Origin of the sequence: Flavobacterium xinjiangense (genome assembly GCF_900142885.1) — a bacterium.
GTDB classification, from domain to species: domain Bacteria; phylum Bacteroidota; class Bacteroidia; order Flavobacteriales; family Flavobacteriaceae; genus Flavobacterium; species Flavobacterium xinjiangense.
Genome location: NZ_FRCL01000012.1, coordinates 17,522 through 34,296, shown reverse-complemented (window position 1 = coordinate 34,296; position 16,775 = coordinate 17,522). Strand labels below are relative to the sequence as shown.

The 16,775-nt window shown below is 34.1% G+C and carries 17 protein-coding genes and 1 tRNA gene; 5 read left to right on the top strand and 13 right to left on the bottom strand.

Features of this window, described 5'->3' with window-relative positions; all coding sequences use genetic code 11:
* Positions 1–2: 2 nt before the first annotated feature.
* The 8 genes from BUC23_RS13470 to BUC23_RS13440 form a co-directional block, all read right to left on the bottom strand.
* The gene (locus tag BUC23_RS13470; RefSeq protein ID WP_073210288.1) at positions 3–713 is read right to left on the bottom strand and encodes an NRDE family protein; all 711 of its coding nucleotides are present in this window, start codon (positions 711–713) and stop codon (positions 3–5) included.
* The gene (locus tag BUC23_RS13465; protein ID WP_073210286.1) at positions 701–1,189 is read right to left on the bottom strand and encodes a hypothetical protein; all 489 of its coding nucleotides are present in this window, start codon (positions 1,187–1,189) and stop codon (positions 701–703) included. The genes BUC23_RS13470 and BUC23_RS13465 overlap by 13 nt, the downstream gene beginning before the upstream one ends.
* Position 1,190: 1 nt before the next feature.
* Entirely contained in the window at positions 1,191–1,421 is a 231-nt protein-coding gene (locus tag BUC23_RS17725) for a hypothetical protein (protein WP_244153810.1), read from the bottom strand.
* 35 nt (positions 1,422–1,456) lie between these two features.
* Entirely contained in the window at positions 1,457–1,579 is a 123-nt protein-coding gene (locus tag BUC23_RS17790; protein WP_279625703.1) for a hypothetical protein, read from the bottom strand.
* A gap of 10 nt (positions 1,580–1,589) precedes the next feature.
* Positions 1,590–2,048, bottom strand: coding sequence for a YHS domain-containing (seleno)protein (locus BUC23_RS13455; RefSeq protein WP_073210284.1), 459 nt, complete (start codon positions 2,046–2,048; stop codon positions 1,590–1,592).
* 2 nt (positions 2,049–2,050) lie between these two features.
* Positions 2,051–2,650 (bottom strand): peroxiredoxin-like family protein, encoded by a 600-nt coding sequence (locus tag BUC23_RS13450; RefSeq protein ID WP_073210282.1) that lies wholly within the window; start codon positions 2,648–2,650, stop codon positions 2,051–2,053.
* Between the two features lie 87 nt (positions 2,651–2,737).
* The gene (locus BUC23_RS13445; protein ID WP_073210280.1) at positions 2,738–3,415 is read right to left on the bottom strand and encodes a Crp/Fnr family transcriptional regulator; all 678 of its coding nucleotides are present in this window, start codon (positions 3,413–3,415) and stop codon (positions 2,738–2,740) included.
* A 99-nt stretch (positions 3,416–3,514) separates the two neighbouring features.
* Positions 3,515–4,654 (bottom strand): acyl-CoA dehydrogenase family protein, encoded by a 1,140-nt coding sequence (locus BUC23_RS13440; RefSeq protein WP_073210277.1) that lies wholly within the window; start codon positions 4,652–4,654, stop codon positions 3,515–3,517.
* A 97-nt stretch (positions 4,655–4,751) separates the two neighbouring features.
* Between BUC23_RS13440 and BUC23_RS13435 the strand changes: the two genes are divergently transcribed.
* From BUC23_RS13435 to BUC23_RS13425, 3 genes are all read left to right on the top strand, one after another.
* Positions 4,752–5,822, top strand: coding sequence for an anhydro-N-acetylmuramic acid kinase (locus tag BUC23_RS13435; RefSeq protein WP_073210276.1), 1,071 nt, complete (start codon positions 4,752–4,754; stop codon positions 5,820–5,822).
* A gap of 67 nt (positions 5,823–5,889) precedes the next feature.
* Entirely contained in the window at positions 5,890–7,116 is a 1,227-nt protein-coding gene (locus BUC23_RS13430) for a Glu/Leu/Phe/Val dehydrogenase dimerization domain-containing protein (RefSeq protein WP_073210274.1), read from the top strand.
* Between the two features lie 186 nt (positions 7,117–7,302).
* Complete coding sequence (locus BUC23_RS13425) at positions 7,303–8,202, top strand: hypothetical protein (protein ID WP_073210272.1); 900 nt, start codon at positions 7,303–7,305, stop codon at positions 8,200–8,202.
* Between the two features lie 83 nt (positions 8,203–8,285).
* Here the strand turns inward: BUC23_RS13425 and BUC23_RS13420 are convergent, their stop codons facing one another.
* Both BUC23_RS13420 and BUC23_RS13415 read right to left on the bottom strand, forming a co-directional pair.
* The gene (locus BUC23_RS13420) at positions 8,286–8,681 is read right to left on the bottom strand and encodes an ExbD/TolR family protein (protein WP_073210270.1); all 396 of its coding nucleotides are present in this window, start codon (positions 8,679–8,681) and stop codon (positions 8,286–8,288) included.
* A gap of 1 nt (position 8,682) precedes the next feature.
* Positions 8,683–9,378, bottom strand: a complete 696-nt coding sequence (locus tag BUC23_RS13415) for a MotA/TolQ/ExbB proton channel family protein (protein ID WP_039110270.1) — start codon at positions 9,376–9,378, stop codon at positions 8,683–8,685.
* 129 nt (positions 9,379–9,507) lie between these two features.
* Here BUC23_RS13415 and BUC23_RS13410 point away from each other — a divergent pair, with 129 nt between their 5' ends.
* Together BUC23_RS13410 and BUC23_RS13405 are read left to right on the top strand one after the other, a co-directional pair.
* Entirely contained in the window at positions 9,508–10,728 is a 1,221-nt protein-coding gene (locus tag BUC23_RS13410; protein WP_073210268.1) for a bifunctional folylpolyglutamate synthase/dihydrofolate synthase, read from the top strand.
* An 87-nt stretch (positions 10,729–10,815) separates the two neighbouring features.
* Positions 10,816–10,890: transfer RNA gene (locus tag BUC23_RS13405), tRNA-Val, on the top strand.
* 125 nt (positions 10,891–11,015) lie between these two features.
* Here the strand turns inward: BUC23_RS13405 and BUC23_RS13400 are convergent.
* The 3 genes from BUC23_RS13400 to BUC23_RS13390 form a co-directional block, all read right to left on the bottom strand.
* Positions 11,016–13,277: an acyl-CoA dehydrogenase family protein gene (locus tag BUC23_RS13400; protein WP_073210267.1), complete on the bottom strand. Its 2,262-nt coding sequence runs from the start codon at positions 13,275–13,277 to the stop codon at positions 11,016–11,018.
* 287 nt (positions 13,278–13,564) lie between these two features.
* Complete coding sequence (locus BUC23_RS13395; protein WP_073210265.1) at positions 13,565–15,022, bottom strand: glycoside hydrolase family 30 protein; 1,458 nt, start codon at positions 15,020–15,022, stop codon at positions 13,565–13,567.
* Between the two features lie 444 nt (positions 15,023–15,466).
* A complete protein-coding gene (locus BUC23_RS13390; RefSeq protein ID WP_073210263.1) occupies positions 15,467–16,750 on the bottom strand; it encodes a UDP-N-acetylmuramoyl-tripeptide--D-alanyl-D-alanine ligase in 1,284 nt (427 codons plus the stop codon).
* Between the last annotated feature and the right edge of the window lie 25 nt (positions 16,751–16,775).

Genomic DNA, 16,775 nt, shown 5'->3' with positions numbered 1-16,775 from the left:
TTTTAAATAGTGATAAATGACGTTTTATAGTCTCTTTTTGCAATCAAATCGCAATGCAATATAGCGACTTTATTTTTTTCGATTACAGACTGGGTAATACTTAGGGTTTTCATTTCGTCATTCCGATTAATAATCAATCCGTTTTCCTGATTATTCTCTTCAGTATAGCGATGGAAATGCAGCATTTCTGTTTCTGAAATTTTTTCATTTAAATCCAAAAAAGTATAAAACCAATTGGAACGTTTTTCCCTAATTTCGCGAGAATACAAAGTGGATGAAGACCAAACATATTTCTTATTAAGATCTAAAGGAGTCGATTCTTTCGCAATTCCATTCCACCTCAATTGAAACAATTCCTTATTTTGAAATAAAACCAATGTAAATGGCTCTATGTTTTTCAAATCAATTTCTTGCCAAAAATCCTTTGGTGAAAAGCTGCTGATAATATCCAATACAATCAAACCACGACTTTTTCTATAAGGAAGTTCGACTTTATGTTTTTCATCAGCACCATTTAACAGAACTAAAACAGTACCATTTGCATCTACAACGAACCACGTTCCTCCAGCTTTTGGATCTTTTGGAAAAATAACATTCTTACCGTTTATGGTATAATCGCCAGGTGGTATTGCAGAAGGCCTAATTATTTTTTCATCTCGATTTGAGGTAATGATAATTGTATCATTGCTATTGACAAAACTTACTGTGCACATTGTTTTCTATATTCAATTGTAGAGCGGGCAACTCCAAAATTCTCATCAACTATAACACTTTCGCATTTTAAAACCGCAACCTTAATCAAGGCCTGGTGATGAATACAGTGCTCTAAATTATACAGTAACTCTCTATAATAATTACTTTGTATTCGGATTTCTTCATTATCGATAACTTGCTGTAAATAGATGGTTTTATTATCTTTTTCAAGATTACTTTTAATTTCTAAAATATGACGGATCGCGTATTGCATATCATTTTGAATTAACACATTGCGCTCTCTTTTATCATAATCTACAATCCCTGAATCGTATTGATTTTCTAAGCATTGAAACATTTCGATAATATGCCTCGTGTGCTCCCCTATACTGGCATTACTCAGTTCAACACATGGATTTGAGTAATCCGTTTTAGACAACTGATTCAGCAAATCAATTAATTCGTTTAGACTATTATTAATGGAAGGTATAAGCATATTATATTTTTAATTTCAACAAATTTGGCAGTTTATCTCTATTTAAAAAAATTAAAGCAAGACAACTTAATAAGGTAATATTAGCCAATGCAAATAGTGTTCCACCATCACCTTGAACTTCGATCCCAAGAACAAATAGATGCGAAAAAATAGCACCTACCATTATTCCAGAACCCAATAATGCTCCAAGCAATACCGTTCTGGGCATTAAAATTAGAATTACAGTAATCATTTCTAGAATTCCGGTAGCAATTCTACCATAGGGTTCTACCCCAATGCATTAAAAATATAAATACTTTCCTCAGCACCTGTAAATTTAAAATACAATGTTTGCAATAAAATTACCGATACTGTAATTCGTAAAATCCAAGATAAAATAGTTGTTTTCATGATCTCTTTTTTATTTGATGATTTTTTTCCAATTATGCTCTGCCTTTGACTTCAAATTAGCTTGATCTTTATTCCAACTTTTCAATGTATTATTGAAATAAGCATTATAAAATAAATATAGTTTTTCGTCAACAATCTTAAAAGTTTGTGGGTTTATTTCCACTTTTTCACCAGAATCTCCCATAGCATAAGCACACCAACCTCCAAATTGCGGTTCATATTTTAAAGGATTTTTTAAGAAATATTCTCTATTTACAGCTGTTGAAAAATTATACGTTACACCTTCATATGTTGCTATTAGTTCTTTTTTCCCCTTTACAGCTTTCCCTTGTTTAAAATAAGCGACAGGGTCATAGCCATGTATTGCCACCTTTCTTTCTAAATTGAACTCCGCCTCTCTGATCTTAGCGTTTTGTGCGAAAGCACCAACAGTAAAAAATAATACTAAAATAAATAAAAACTTTTTCACAATTATTTATTTAAAGATTTTGCGACCGCAATAAGTAAATCATTTGAAATCCTATTTTTATAATTTGGCGTAATATGCTCAAATTCTATTTCGCCATTTAAATTTACTATAAATACAGCCGGCACCGGTAAAAAAGTACTATTTACTCCTTCAGAACCTTTACTGATAAGAGGCTTATAATTTTCGGGTGCTTGGAAAGCAACTCCTACCGATTTTGCAAATTCACCATTACTATCTGACAATAAAATATAATTTACTTTATCTTTCTCTTCAGTAGCTTTTAAAGCCTTTGGAGCATCCGGGCTAATCGCTATGATTTGGTATCCCAAACTAAGTAAATCTTTTTCGGCCTCACCTAAAGCTGCCAAATGCAAATTACAATAAGGGCACCATCCACCACGATAAAAAACCAAAATAGTCCTTTTTTTAGAGAACAAAGTTTCTAAAACAACATCATCATCGTCAACTGATTTTAGCGTCAAACTGGCTATTTTTTCTCCAATCAACAATGGTGCAATTTCGATAGCTGACTTTGGTAAATCATTTTGAGCATTAGCCGTCAAACCAAATGTTAACAATGCTAAACAAATTATTTTCTTCATAGTACTATATTTTTTATGACACAAAACTACTTTACTATTCCTAAAATATTTGTCAGCTAGTTTACAGTAGATACGAAATAGTTGCAATTACAGTTTTGTAATATCCAAAATTATGATCTCTTTTCGATTATAAGTCAAAGTTCCATTATTTTCCATTTCATTAAGTAATTGTGTCGCAGTTTGTCTCGAAGTACAAATAATCTGAGCAATGTCATTTTGTGTAAGATAATTTTCAATTACTACTTTACGACCTTCCTTTACACCTTCTTTTTCAGCCCAATCTTTTAGAAACTGAAACAATCTGGTTTTGGCATCTTTAGAAATCAAATTAGAGTAACTGTTTTTGATGCGTTTCATTTTCAATCCGACAAATTTTGTATAAGACAAAGCTAAACTAGGATTTTGCAATAGTAAATTTTCAAAATCAGACAGCAAGAAACTGCAAATCGCCACATCATCAGACAGAACCTTTGCATACTCATTGGTCTGATCATCAGCTTCTAAAGTTAGCTCACCAAATAGATCTCCTTTTTGGATAATATCCTTTATCGTTTCGTTTCCTTCTTCATCGACCGCAACTATTTTTATGTTTCCTTTTTTCAAAAGAAAAATCCTTGGCACATCAGAAGAAGAAAAATAAATAATCTCCCCTTTTTGCGCTTTTTTAAAACCAGTAATTATACACAATTGTCTAATTTGACCGAAACTCAACGTTCGAAACAATTTGTGATCGCGTAAATACCAATATTTTAATTCTTCATGCATAAAGTAAATCTTTTAGTAAATGTATTAAAAAAACGATTTAAAAAATAAAACCCTTTCCAATCGAAATTGAAAAGGGTTAACATTCCTATAAAATCATATTTAAGAAACTAAAGTTCTTGAAATTACAATACGCTGAATTTCAGAAGTTCCTTCATATATCTGAGTGATTTTAGCATCACGCATCATACGCTCTACATGATATTCAGCCACATATCCATTACCTCCGTGAATTTGAACTGCTTCAATTGTAGTATCCATTGCGGTTTGAGAGGCGAACAATTTTGCCATAGCTCCAGATTGCGAAATATCCATTCCCAAATCTTTTTCAGAGGCAGCTTTAAAACATAACATTTTTGCTGCCATAATTTGAGTTGCCATATCTGCTAATTTGAAGGCGATTGCTTGATGCTTGAAAATTTCTTTTCCAAAAGCTTTACGCTCTTGAGAATATTTCAGTGCCAATTCGTAAGCACCAGTAGCTATACCTAAAGCTTGAGAAGCAATTCCTATTCTTCCTCCGTTTAACACACTCATTGCAAAATTAAATCCAAATCCGTCAGCTCCTATTCGGTTTTCTTTAGGCACTTTAACGTCGCTAAACATTAAAGAATGCGTATCAGATCCGCGAATTCCCATTTTCTTTTCTTTTGGACCAATATCAAAACCAGCCCAACCTTTCTCAACTATAAAGGCATTAATTCCCTTATGTCCTTTCTCAACATCCGTTTGTGCAATTATGATATAAGTAGAAGCTGATGATCCATTAGTAATCCAATTTTTCGTACCATTCAACAAGTAATGATCTCCTTTGTCAATAGCTGTCGTTTTTTGCGAAGTCGCATCAGATCCCGCTTCTGGTTCTGACAAACAAAAAGCACCAATAACTTCTCCTTTCGCAAGAGGAACCAAATACTTCATTTTTTGCTCTTCGTTACAGTATTTTTCTAATCCTGCACAAACTAATGAATTATTTACTGACATAATAACTGCAGCAGAGGCGTCAACTTTTGCAATTTCAGTAATCGCTAAAACATAAGAGACACTATCCAATCCTGAACCACCATATTTAGGGTCGACCATCATTCCTAAAAAGCCAAGTTCCGCCATTTTCTTTACTTGCTCCGTAGGAAATTTAGAGTGTTCATCTCTTTCAATTACTCCTGGCAACAATTCGTTTTGAGCAAAATCTCTAGCGGCTTGTTGAATCATTAACTGCTCTTCGGTTAGATTAAAATCCATAATTATATAAAATAAAATGTTGTGAATTATTTAAAAAAAGTAGCCAAAGATACTTTTTTCTTGTGAATTTATCAATTTTGATTCGTAAATTTGGGGTATGAAAGCAGAATACTATAACGTTATCGGAGTAATGTCAGGAACATCGCTAGACGGAGTCGATTTAGCTCATATTGAATTTAGGGTAGCGAAAGAAAAATGGTCGTTTGAAATAATTGAAAGCGAAACAATTAGCTATAGCTCGGACTGGATAAATAGTTTAAAAATGGCTGTAAACTTTTCAATAAACGAATTGGATGCTTTAGACCAAAAGTACACTCAACTTCTTGCTAGTACCATTTCTAATTTCATTAAAAAGTACAATATCGAAAACATCGATGCTGTTTGCTCGCATGGTCATACCGTTTTGCACCAGCCACAAAAAGGCTTCACACTTCAAATTGGCAATCTCCCTGAGATTTCATCCTTGGTTCACCAAACCGTAGTTTGTGACTTTAGGGTTCAGGATGTTCAATTGGGAGGGCAGGGCGCTCCTTTGGTTCCAATAGGCGACCGAATGTTATTTCCTGAATATGACTATTGTATGAATTTAGGCGGGTTTTCAAATGTTTCTTTCGAAGAAAATGGCAAAAGAATTGCTTTTGACATTTCTCCTGTTAATACAGTTTTAAATTTTTATGCAAACCAGATTGGCCTTGATTATGATGACAAAGGCAGCATATCAAGAACTGGAATTTGCAACGAAAATTTAATGACTGAATTAAATACTTTAGATTTCTACCAAAAAAAACATCCAAAATCATTAGGGCTTGAATTTGTAATAGATTTCGTTTTGCCAATAATTGAAAGCTACAAAATTACTACAGCAGATAAATTAAGAACTTTTGCTGAACATGTCGCCCTACAAATCGCAGCGGCTTTACCTAATAAAAAAGGAAACCTGTTTATCACTGGTGGTGGTGCCTATAATGACTTCCTAATTGCAAGGATTCAATATTATTTACCGGAAATGAAAATTATAATTCCCGATAAAAAAATATTGGAATTCAAAGAAGCTTTAATATTTGCTTTGCTAGGCGTACTGAAATTGCGGGGAGAAATCAATGTGTTAAGCAGTGTAACGGGGGCCAAAACAGATCACAGTACCGGAAATATCTATTCCCAAAAATAATATTCCAAATACATAATTCGCATTATTCTATTTTTTATATTTGCCCAAATTAAACATATCGCAATAAATGAAAGATTTATTAAAGAAATTCGAAAATAAGGAACCCGAAATCATTTTTAACTGGAAAGATCCCGAAACTGAAGCTGAAGGATGGACAGTCATCAACTCCCTTCGCGGTGGTGCTGCCGGTGGCGGAACACGTATGAGAAAAGGATTAGATATGAATGAGGTTTTGTCATTGGCAAAAACAATGGAAGTCAAGTTTTCGGTTTCAGGACCCGCTATTGGCGGTGCTAAATCTGGAATTAATTTTGATCCAAATGACCCAAGAAAAAAAGGCGTTTTACAACGTTGGTATAAGGCAGTATCGCCATTATTGAAAAGTTACTACGGAACTGGTGGTGATTTAAATGTAGATGAAATTCACGAAGTGATTCCAATGACGGAAGAATGTGGTGTTTGGCATCCGCAAGAAGGTGTTTTTAATGGTCATTTTAAACCAACCGAAGCGGATAAAATCAATAGAATTGGTCAGTTGCGTCAAGGTGTGGTTAAAGTAATAGAGAATCCAAAATTCTCACCAGACGTTTCTAGAAAATATACTATTGCAGATATGATTACTGGTTTTGGGGTTGCTGAAGCGGTTCGTAATTATTACACTATTTACGGCGGTGATGTAAAAGGCAAGAAAGCTATAGTTCAAGGTTTTGGAAATGTAGGCTCAGCCGCAGCATTTTATTTAGCCGAAATGGGAGCAAAAGTAATTGGTATCATTGATAGAGATGGTGGTTTGATTAACGAAGAAGGTTTTACTTTCGAAGAAATAAAAGCATTATTCCTTGCCAAAGACGGAAACAAACTTGTTGCAGAAAATATGATTCCTTTTGAAGAAATCAATCAAAAAATATGGACAATTGGTGCTGAAATATTCACTCCTTGTGCAGCTTCACGATTAGTTGCTCAATCTCAAATTGACAGCTTAATTGCTAATGGTCTTGAAGTAATTTCTTGTGGTGCCAATGTACCATTTGCAGACAAAGAAATATTTTTTGGTCCAATTATGGAAGACGTAGATCATAAAGTGAGTTTGATTCCTGACTTTATTTCTAACTGCGGAATGGCTCGTGTTTTTGCTTATTTCATGGAAAAGAAAGTACAAATGACGGATGAAGCTATCTTTCAAGATACTTCGGCAACTATAAAAAATGCGATTGAAAAAGCGTATAATTTGAATCCATCAAAAACAAATATTAGTGCTACTGCCTTTGAAATTGCATTGAAGCAATTGACATAAAAGATAAAAACACTATAATTTTAATACTGCTCGGATTAAACAGATTCACGATATCTGTTTAATCCGAGTTTTTTTTACTTTAAATAGCAATAATTAATTTTAACAATAGATTACCTTTTCTCTCTTGGCAATTTTTAGTACATTTCAACGTTTTTATTCATATCCTTTTTAAATATTAAAATACCGATGAGTTCCACCATTTCTTCAGATCAAAAGAAATCATTAGCAATATCTTTACTTTTATATGCAACTTTGCTGCTAATTTTATTTTTCATCCGATTTTGGCCCCCAGCCAACATGTCTGAATTAGCTGGTGGCGGAGGTGGCGGAGGAGTTACTGTAAATTTCGGCGATAGTGATTTAGGCTCAGGAGCGAATTACAAGAGTGAAGTTTTAGAAGTAAAAAACCAAACCAAACAAATCCCTGTAAAAGCAACACCTGACGAAGCTATCCTTTCACAGGAAAATACAACGGAAGAAAGTGTAGTAATCCCTCAAAAAGAAAAGACTAAAAAAACCATCGTTCCGGTAAAAGAAATAACAAAACCAGTTGTTGTAAAACCTAAAGTTTCCAATAATACAAATGATGCGTTATCCAGTATCCTAAAAGGATCTAATAAAGGAGGAGATGGTAATGATAAAACAGCGGGAAATAAAGGAAAATCAAACGGAAGTTTGAGTTCTAATGGCTATTATGGCACCGGAGGTTCTGGTGGAGGAACAGGCGGAGGAAATGGTACTGGAAACGGAATAGGAACTGGAAGCGGATATGGTTCTGGAAGCGGCGGAGGATCTGGAAGTGGTTCTGTTGGCGGTACTGGTTATTCTTTAGGAAATAGAAAAGCGGTTTCTAAACCCGCTCCAAAATATACCTGTAACGAACAAGGTAAAGTGGTAGTTGAAGTTTCCGTTGATAGAAATGGCCGAACGATAAATGCGGTTGCCGGAATAAAAGGAACAACTAATACGGCAAGTTGTTTATTAGAACAAGCAAAAATCGCTGCCATGAATACTAGATGGGATGCAAGTAGCGATGCCCCGGAAAAACAAGTTGGAAAAATAGTTTACAATTTCAATTTGAATTAAAAATCAAATGCCAATTTCAATAATTTAAACATAAAAAAAATGCCTCGATAAGTCGAGGCATTTTTTTTATACTAAAGATGACATTACTTAGGACTCGTAGCAATCACAAATTTTAAATTATTTTTTACTCCAATCTGCAATACATCAACCAGATCCTGCACTTGTAAATTGAATGGGATCCTTACCACAACGGTTTGATCCTTTTCACTATTCATTTTAGACATTAAAGTTGTTTCTAACTCCTCAAATGTTACGGGCTGTTTGTCGATAAAAAACTTCCTGTCTTCTGTAACGGACAAACTAATGTACTGCTTATTTGTTTTCTCGTTTGCTTTTGCTTTTGGCAACGTCATTTTTATGACATTTGGATTGGCCAAAGTAGATATAATTAAAAAAAACAACAACAAGAAAAACATAATATCACTCAATGACGAAGTAGCTACTTCGGCATGAAATCTCCTTTTTCGTTTTATAGACATGTTACGATCTTTGAATAATATTTACGAATTCCAGTATCTGTTTTTGAATTTTTAAAGCAAAGTTATCAATCTTTCCGTTCAATAAGTGGTACGCGCTGTACGCAATAATACCAACTAATAACCCCGAACCACTACTGATCATTTTCTCGTATAAACCTCCCGAAATGTTACCAATACTAATATTTTCTGTAACTGAAATGCTATAAAATATTTTAATTACTCCTGAAATTGTTCCAATAAATCCTAATGTAGGTGCAATCCCTGCAATAAGACCTAATTGTCCCAGATGCTTTTCCATTTCTCCAATTTCAATGTCGGCAGCGCGATCCATATTAGATTCAATCTCGGCAATAGGTCTGCCAATAACAAGAATTCCTTCTTTAATAATGTTACCTGAAGACGTGTTGCTTCTTTCGGCAATGGATCGAGCCAATTCCAAATTACCGGAATTAAGATTGTCTCTGACATCTAACATCAATCGGTGATCAATTTTAGAGGCTTTATTAATGTATAAAGTACGTTCTATAATCAAATAAAAAGTATAGAATAATAGGATTGAAATTGGAATTAAGAAGAACCCTCCTTTTAAAATAAATTCCAAAACAGATATTTCAGTATTTGGAGCAATTTTCTCGATTACTACGTTTGACGCAGCATTGGCAATGGTGTCGGCTTGTAATTGTATAAAACTAAACATATATTATTATTGATTTTTACTCATTAATTCTAAAAATTATTTCAATTTTGCAATAAAGATACTTTTCGATGTACTATTAAACTAAAAAAAACGAAAAATATTTTAAACAACCACAATTTTATTCAAAAAATGAACTATCAGGAAACTATAAATTGGATGTTTAATCAACTCCCGATGTACCAACTACAGGGCGCTTCGGCCTACAAAAAAGATTTAACCAATACGCATTTACTAATAGCTCATCTTCATAATCCTCAAGAAAAAGTAAAATGTATTCATGTTGCAGGAACTAACGGAAAAGGCTCCACTTCACACATGTTGTCATCCATACTTCAAGAAGCGGGTTATAAAGTTGGATTGTATACTTCACCACATTTAAAGGATTTTCGAGAACGTATAAAAATAAACGGAAAGGATATTTCTGAAGAATTTGTTACTAATTTCATAAATGAGCACAAATTTTTTTTCGAATCAAACGACATGAGTTTTTTTGAAATGACCGTTGGATTAGCTTTCGATTATTTTGCAAAAGAAGAAGTTGACATCGCTGTTATTGAAGTGGGAATGGGCGGAAGATTAGATGCAACCAATATCATTACTCCACTAGTTTCGGTTATTACCAATATAGGATTGGATCACACCCAGTTTTTAGGAAATACACTTGAATCTGTTGCTTTTGAAAAAGCTGGAATCATAAAACCCAACATTCCTGCAGTTATAGGCGAATATACTACTGAAACAAAACCTGTTTTTTTGGCTAAAGCCAAAGAATGCAATTCGAAAATTTATTTTGCTTCTGATTTAATTACAGAAAACTACCCCTCAGATTTGATTGGGGACTACCAAATGCATAATAAAAAAACCGTTGTTGAGGCTATTACAATTTTAAACACTCAAAAGGAATTTAAAATTACTCCAGAAAATATAAAATCAGGATTATTACAGGTCGTAAAAAATACCGGTTTACAAGGCAGATGGCAACAATTAGGCCAATTTCCTAAAGTTATTTGTGATACTGCCCACAACAAAAATGGATTGGAGATTGTTTTAAAACAAATACAAAAAGAAAAATTTGATGCTTTACATATCGTATTAGGCGTGGTAAATGATAAAGATTTGGACGAAATACTACCCTTATTCCCTAAAAATGCATTTTATTATTTCTGTAAACCTAATATTCCTCGTGGTTTAGATGCTTCTATTTTACAAAAAAAAGCAACTATGTTCGGTCTGAAAGGAGAAGTATACAATTATGTAACAGACGCTTACCAAAAAGCCAAACAGAACGCTGCAAATTCTGACCTTATATTCATTGGCGGGAGCACCTTTGTAGTAGCAGAAATTTTATAATTTTTTTTATTTTTTACTTGCAAATCTAGAAAAGTGGCGTATATTTGCACACGCAATAACGGCAACGAAAGTTACTAAATTGTAGTAGGGCGATTAGCTCAGCTGGTTCAGAGCACCTCGTTTACACCGAGGGGGTCGGGGGTTCGAACCCCTCATCGCCCACAAAAACTCCTTAAGAAATTAAGGAGTTTTTTTTATGTCTTATTTCGTTTGGAACATTCCGAACAAACCTCAAATAATTTAAATAGAGTCAAATTAATATCCTAAAAAATAGACTAAGCTTTACACTAATACAACGCAATAGGTGCCGCAAGACAACTTTTGGGAATGTCAAACGCTTCAACCAAAGAAACCGCATCCGGTCTGATTTCCCAGCAAAGTTGATTCACCATCTTACGGATTGCTTTCGTCTTTACCCCTTCCAAATAACCATCTTCAAGATACCAGCCTTTATTCCTTTCAATTTGCGAAAGCGCATACAATTGGTATAACTTCAATAGTATTCCTTTGCACTTTTCATCCTTAATGAACTGTATGGCTGCCTGAAATTGCTCGAGTATTATTCTTTCGAGGTAAGCTTGAGAAACATCAATCATTTGGTGCTGTACTACATTGAATGCATCATAAGGTTCAAGCCCTCCATCAATGAGTTTTTTAAGTCGCTTTGCCGCTGAGGCCAATGTCGTTTTTTCCCTATACAGAAAGGCATGCAAATGAAACTGGTCGTCGAGCAAATGATCATCATCTGTTTTTCGGGTTATAATCGGGTTTTTTTCAGAAATTGCCGTTTTAGCATTCTCGTAAACGTAATTGATTATTCCCACTGCATCCATTTCTCCAAATGATTTACGGAACTCTGACAGGCGATTCTTGGCCACCAATTGCATCAATACGGTATTGTCGCCTTCAAAAGTGGTATAAATCTCAGTATCATTTTTTAAGGCATCTATACGATTTTCGGACAAATATCCCTTGCCGCCACAAGCTTCGCGACATTCCTGCAATGTATCTCTGGTACTCCATGTTGAATAGGCTTTCATTCCGGCGGCAAGAGCCTCGATTTCCTGCATTTCAGATTCATTTTTAGTAATGAAACGATTAGTCAGATATTGCAAAGCAAAATGAATCGCATAGGTCTTTGCTAACAATGGAATGAGTCGGCGTTGGTGCATTCGGTAATTTAAAATTGGAACTTCCGAGCCGCCCTCAGGTCCAAATTGCTTGCGCTGGTCACTATACCTAATTGTTATTGTCAATCCTGATTTGGCTGCAGCCAATGCAGAACGCGGAATTCCAATTCTGCCGCCTACCAAAGTCCCGAGCATAGTAAAAAACCGTCGATTGTCACTTGGAATCGGACTTTCAAATTCTCCTTTTTCATTTATTGAGGCGAACCGGTCCAGCATATTTTCTTTGGGAATGATAACATTTTCAAAACGGATCGTCCCATTATCAACACCATTAAGCCCCATTTTAAGTCCGCAATCACCAATAGTAATCCCTTTTAGCACCTTACCGTTTGCATGACGCAACGGAACGATAAACGCATTAATACCATAATCATTACCACCGATGATTAATTTTGCAAAAACCGTAGCCATTTGGCCGTGTTTTGCCGCGTTCCCAATGTATTCTTTCTGTGCATTTTCATTCGGTGTGTGAATAGTAAATGTTTGGTCACCGTGATTATAGGTCGCCGTTGTTTCAAGTCCTTTCACGTTCGAACCATGATTGGTTTCAGTCATTGCAAAACAGCCAGGTAATTTTAGTGAACCAATATCTTTTAAGTATTTAATATAATGTTTTTCTGTACCCAGCGATTGTATGCTCATACCCCAAAGCCCAAATTGCACTCCAAATTTGATTACCAAGCTTAAATCATGATAACTTAAAGTCTCCATGATGGCAAAATAATCAGCCAGATTTTCTCCTCCGCCATATTGTTTTGGATAGGCCATATTTCCTAAGTTTTCTTCGGCCAAAATTTTACACCAATCATATACTTTTTCACGATAGACATCAGTATTGGTCGAAGTTTCGTAGGCAAATTCCGGACGGCTGATGACAGACTTTACTTTCTTGATAATTTTAGCCTGTTCCCCATCCAGAATCTGCGTCAGTATTTCCGTATCAAATCTCTTAACTGCCTTATAATTTGAAGTGAAAATGATTGCATTCTTTTTAAAATCCCCTATAACTTCTTCCCCTAAAATTCCGAGGTCATTTTCAAGTTTTACAAATGCCTGTTCTAAGTCTATAATAGTTTTGTCGTTTCCTGAAAGCATTACAGAAATATCAAAAATGCACCTAACCGAAGGTTTATCTTGAATAATTTTCTCTACTTCAGATTTCCAATCAATAAGCTGTTCCCGTGACGGCGGATTTAAGACATTCACTTTCGAAAAAAGCAATTCTTTCTCCTTTTCGGAAAGCCAGTTCTGTGAACCAATAAACTCTTGCAAAGTCAAAAACTCTTTTTGTGTCAATAGGTCATCGGACCAAACAAGATAAAAAAGCGGTATAAAAGCCCTAAGTTTTAGATTCGTCATAGTATTAAAATTTTTAACTTTGGTTAAGTTAGTGCATTTTAATGACGTTAGAGATGAGATAAGATCACAATTATAAATTATTTATGACTAACAACTCCTTTAAAATACTAAAACAGCTATAAAAACACTTCTCACAAATTTGCGAATGAATCACAAAAAAATCCATTATTTCTAATGGATTTCTCTATTATTTTCTACTCTATTCAAACAAAGAAATCGATAGAAAACTGAAGGCTATTAAAACTATTTTTTTCATAAAGAAGATTTTAAAACAAACCGTTTTAGCATTAATAAACTAATGTTTGAATAGCATGAGGCAGAATATTAATTTCCGTTGCTTTAGTTCCAATGCATAAATTATACTTCAACTTCTTATCTGTTTTATTCATAACAACTGTTACCGCTTTACCATCTTGATTTAAAAATGAAGTAGTCATTAAATAGCTTTGACTGGAAACACTGCTAATTCTCTTTGCGCTTTTACCAATAAATTTCGAAAAATGACCAATAAAATAATAGGAAGGCGTATAGATTAATTCCCCTGTTTTTGTATTGCCATGTATCGGTGAAAAACAAAAATTACCTACATGATTTGGACCTCCATTTTCATCCAAAAGAATATTCCAATCTGTCCAACCAACTGTTCCATTATTAAAATCGTGAATCATTGACTCCCCATATCGCTCTCCATTTGCCCAAAGTTGCAATTTTTTAGCATCAAATTTCTCAACACAGCCCTCTGTGAACATCAAATTTTTATCAGGATACATTTCGTGCACTTTTCCAACATTTTCAAACATGGAATCTCCCCCACTCCAGCTTTCATACCAATGAAAACCAATTCCCCAAACATATTTATTGGCAGCTGGATCGTCCAGAATTGTGCTCGCTCTTTGTGCTAATAAATCTCTGTTGTGATCCCAAACCGTAATTTTTTTATCTCCAAGTCCCGCTTTCTTCAATGTTGGCCCTAAATAATTTTTCAGAAAATCACGTTCTTCTTCGGCAGTGTAAATACAAGATTCCCAAGTTTGCCTCGCCATTGGCTCATTTTGAATTGTCAATCCCCAAACTGGAATCCCTTCTTTTTGGTAGCTATTAATAAATTTCACGTAATAATTAGCCCAAGATTGATAAAATTCAGGCAACAGTTTACCACCTTTCAACATATTTTTAGTATCCTTCATGAAAGCGGGTGGACTCCACGGACTTGCATATAATGTTGCTTTACCACCAGCAGCTGCAATTGCTTTTTTGATTAATGGAATTTTAAATTCTTTATCATGCGCAATATTGAAACTCTTTAGCGCTTTGTCACCTTCTTCGACATAAGTATAACTTCCTGAACTAAAATCACAACTGTGAATATTGGTTCTTATTATGGAATACCCAATTCCTTTTTCTTTATTGTAATAAGCTTCTAAGAATTCTTTCTGATTTTCTTTAGTCAATTTAGCAAAAACCTCAGCGCTTGCATCCGTTATTGCTCCACCAATACCCAAAAATGTCTGAAAGGTTTTACTTGGATTCACAAAAACACACAGTTGAGTTTCTAAAGGTTGTTTTAGATCCGTGAATTGTAGATTATCTGTTTTTGTTAATCTTAAATTTGTCCCTTCCGCTGTAGTATAAACGGTAACTGTTTTATTATTTGTTGAAAAAGACTTCGATTGTATGTTACTTTTTTGCTGAGAAAGCGCTAAAAAAGATACTGCTAAAAGCGTAGCTGTTGTGATTTTTTTCATTTTATAAATATTATCTATGTTATTTTACCAAATATAGGCAGTTTTACCAAATAAATACCCCTGCTGAACCCGATTCTAATAATGTTGTAACCCAATTTCCATTGAATTTACTATTAAAAATTTCGGCTCTACTTCCATCATTTTCAACTATTAAAAGCTGCATTCCTTTTATCCATTACAGCGTCTTGCAACATAACAATACGAGCCTATTGACTAATTTACGTTATAAATAAGGAAATCAGTTGTTTCCTGAAAAATTATTTACAGTTTCTTTGTAAGGTTACACCGGAACGACCGAGTACAAATAAGCAAACTTCTATTTTTCTCTGAGAGATCAAGAGAAATCACACCTTTATAAAAAATATCTCAGGTTTTTATGACTATAAAAAAAGCCATCATAAATTAAAATGATGGCTTTTATAATTTAAAAAAATAAATTCGTTACTACAGAAAATCCAATGTTCGCTCCAAAGCCATTCCCCTAGAACCCTTTATTAAAATAGTACTATTTTCAATTTTAGTTTCTTTTAAACGACTTGAAAAGGCATCAAATGTCTCATAAAAATGAAAATTATTTTTATCAATTCTATTGTCATAAAATGCTTTACCAATAAAGTAACTGGTTACATTTTTTTCATTAAAAAGCAAAGTTACAATTGCTTTATGCTCTTGTTGACTTTCCTGTCCTAACTCGAACATATCGCCGAGTATCATAATCTTATTTGGATTATCTAACTGCAGGAAATTTTCGATTGCAACATTCATACTACTTGGATTAGCATTATAAGCATCCAGAATAATCTGGTTTATTCCTTTAGTTAATAATTGCGATCTATTGTTCTCAGGAATATAACTTTCCAGCGCTTCTTTAATTGCTAAATCTGCGACGCCAAAATACTTTCCTATTGTCAGCGCGGCATTTATATTATTAGCGTTGTAAAGACCTATTAAATGAGATGAAATCGTAAAACTAGAACAACTAATTACCACAAAAGGGTTTGCTTTTACTTCCGTAATATTTACATCTGCCGTTTCTTTATTTATTCCAAAAGAAAATGATTTTAATATTTTTGATTTCTCAACCTGGATTGGATCTTCTAAATTTATAAAAGCTAGTTTATCACTCTTTAAAAGATATTGATACATCTCACTTTTCCCCTCAATCACACCTTCTACTCCACCAAATCCTTCTAGATGCGCCTTGCCAAAATTAGTGATATAGCCATAATCCGGCTTAGCTAATTCACAAAGAAATTCAATTTCTTTTTTGTGATTGGCACCCATTTCCACAATTCCAATTTCAGTTTCTGAATTAAAAGAAAGTAAAGTCAATGGCACACCAATATGGTTATTTAAATTTCCAACGGTGGCTTTGGTTGTATATTTTTTCGAAAGAACAACAGCTATAAGTTCTTTGGTGGTTGTCTTCCCGTTACTGCCTGTAAGGGCAATTATAGGTAGTTTTAGATATTCCCGATGAAACTTCGCTAATTCTTGCAATGCTACTAAACTATCGTCAACTAGAATAGTCCTTTGGTCAATATAATAGGCGTCATCATCAATTATCACATAGGACGCTCCTTTCTCAAGTGCTTCTTCAGCAAAAGTATTTGCATCAAAACGCTCCCCTTTTATGGCTACGAATAAGGAATTGGGTTCAATTTTACGAGTATCTATTGAAACTGATTTACACTTTAAAAATAAATTATGAATGCTAGCTATATTCATTTAAAACTGATTTAAAAAAAAAGCC

Coding starts and splice junctions, on each gene's coding strand:
- BUC23_RS13470 (WP_073210288.1), bottom strand. CDS start 713: ATGTGCACAGTAAGTTTTGTCAATAGCAATGATACAATTATCATTACC.
- BUC23_RS13465 (WP_073210286.1), bottom strand. CDS start 1,189: ATGCTTATACCTTCCATTAATAATAGTCTAAACGAATTAATTGATTTG.
- BUC23_RS17725 (WP_244153810.1), bottom strand. CDS start 1,421: ATGATTACTGTAATTCTAATTTTAATGCCCAGAACGGTATTGCTTGGA.
- BUC23_RS17790 (WP_279625703.1), bottom strand. CDS start 1,579: ATGAAAACAACTATTTTATCTTGGATTTTACGAATTACAGTATCGGTA.
- BUC23_RS13450 (WP_073210282.1), bottom strand. CDS start 2,650: ATGAAGAAAATAATTTGTTTAGCATTGTTAACATTTGGTTTGACGGCT.
- BUC23_RS13445 (WP_073210280.1), bottom strand. CDS start 3,415: ATGCATGAAGAATTAAAATATTGGTATTTACGCGATCACAAATTGTTT.
- BUC23_RS13440 (WP_073210277.1), bottom strand. CDS start 4,654: ATGGATTTTAATCTAACCGAAGAGCAGTTAATGATTCAACAAGCCGCT.
- BUC23_RS13435 (WP_073210276.1), top strand. CDS start 4,752: ATGAAAGCAGAATACTATAACGTTATCGGAGTAATGTCAGGAACATCG.
- BUC23_RS13430 (WP_073210274.1), top strand. CDS start 5,890: ATGAAAGATTTATTAAAGAAATTCGAAAATAAGGAACCCGAAATCATT.
- BUC23_RS13425 (WP_073210272.1), top strand. CDS start 7,303: ATGAGTTCCACCATTTCTTCAGATCAAAAGAAATCATTAGCAATATCT.
- BUC23_RS13420 (WP_073210270.1), bottom strand. CDS start 8,681: ATGTCTATAAAACGAAAAAGGAGATTTCATGCCGAAGTAGCTACTTCG.
- BUC23_RS13415 (WP_039110270.1), bottom strand. CDS start 9,378: ATGTTTAGTTTTATACAATTACAAGCCGACACCATTGCCAATGCTGCG.
- BUC23_RS13410 (WP_073210268.1), top strand. CDS start 9,508: ATGAACTATCAGGAAACTATAAATTGGATGTTTAATCAACTCCCGATG.
- BUC23_RS13400 (WP_073210267.1), bottom strand. CDS start 13,277: ATGACGAATCTAAAACTTAGGGCTTTTATACCGCTTTTTTATCTTGTT.
- BUC23_RS13395 (WP_073210265.1), bottom strand. CDS start 15,022: ATGAAAAAAATCACAACAGCTACGCTTTTAGCAGTATCTTTTTTAGCG.
- BUC23_RS13390 (WP_073210263.1), bottom strand. CDS start 16,750: ATGAATATAGCTAGCATTCATAATTTATTTTTAAAGTGTAAATCAGTT.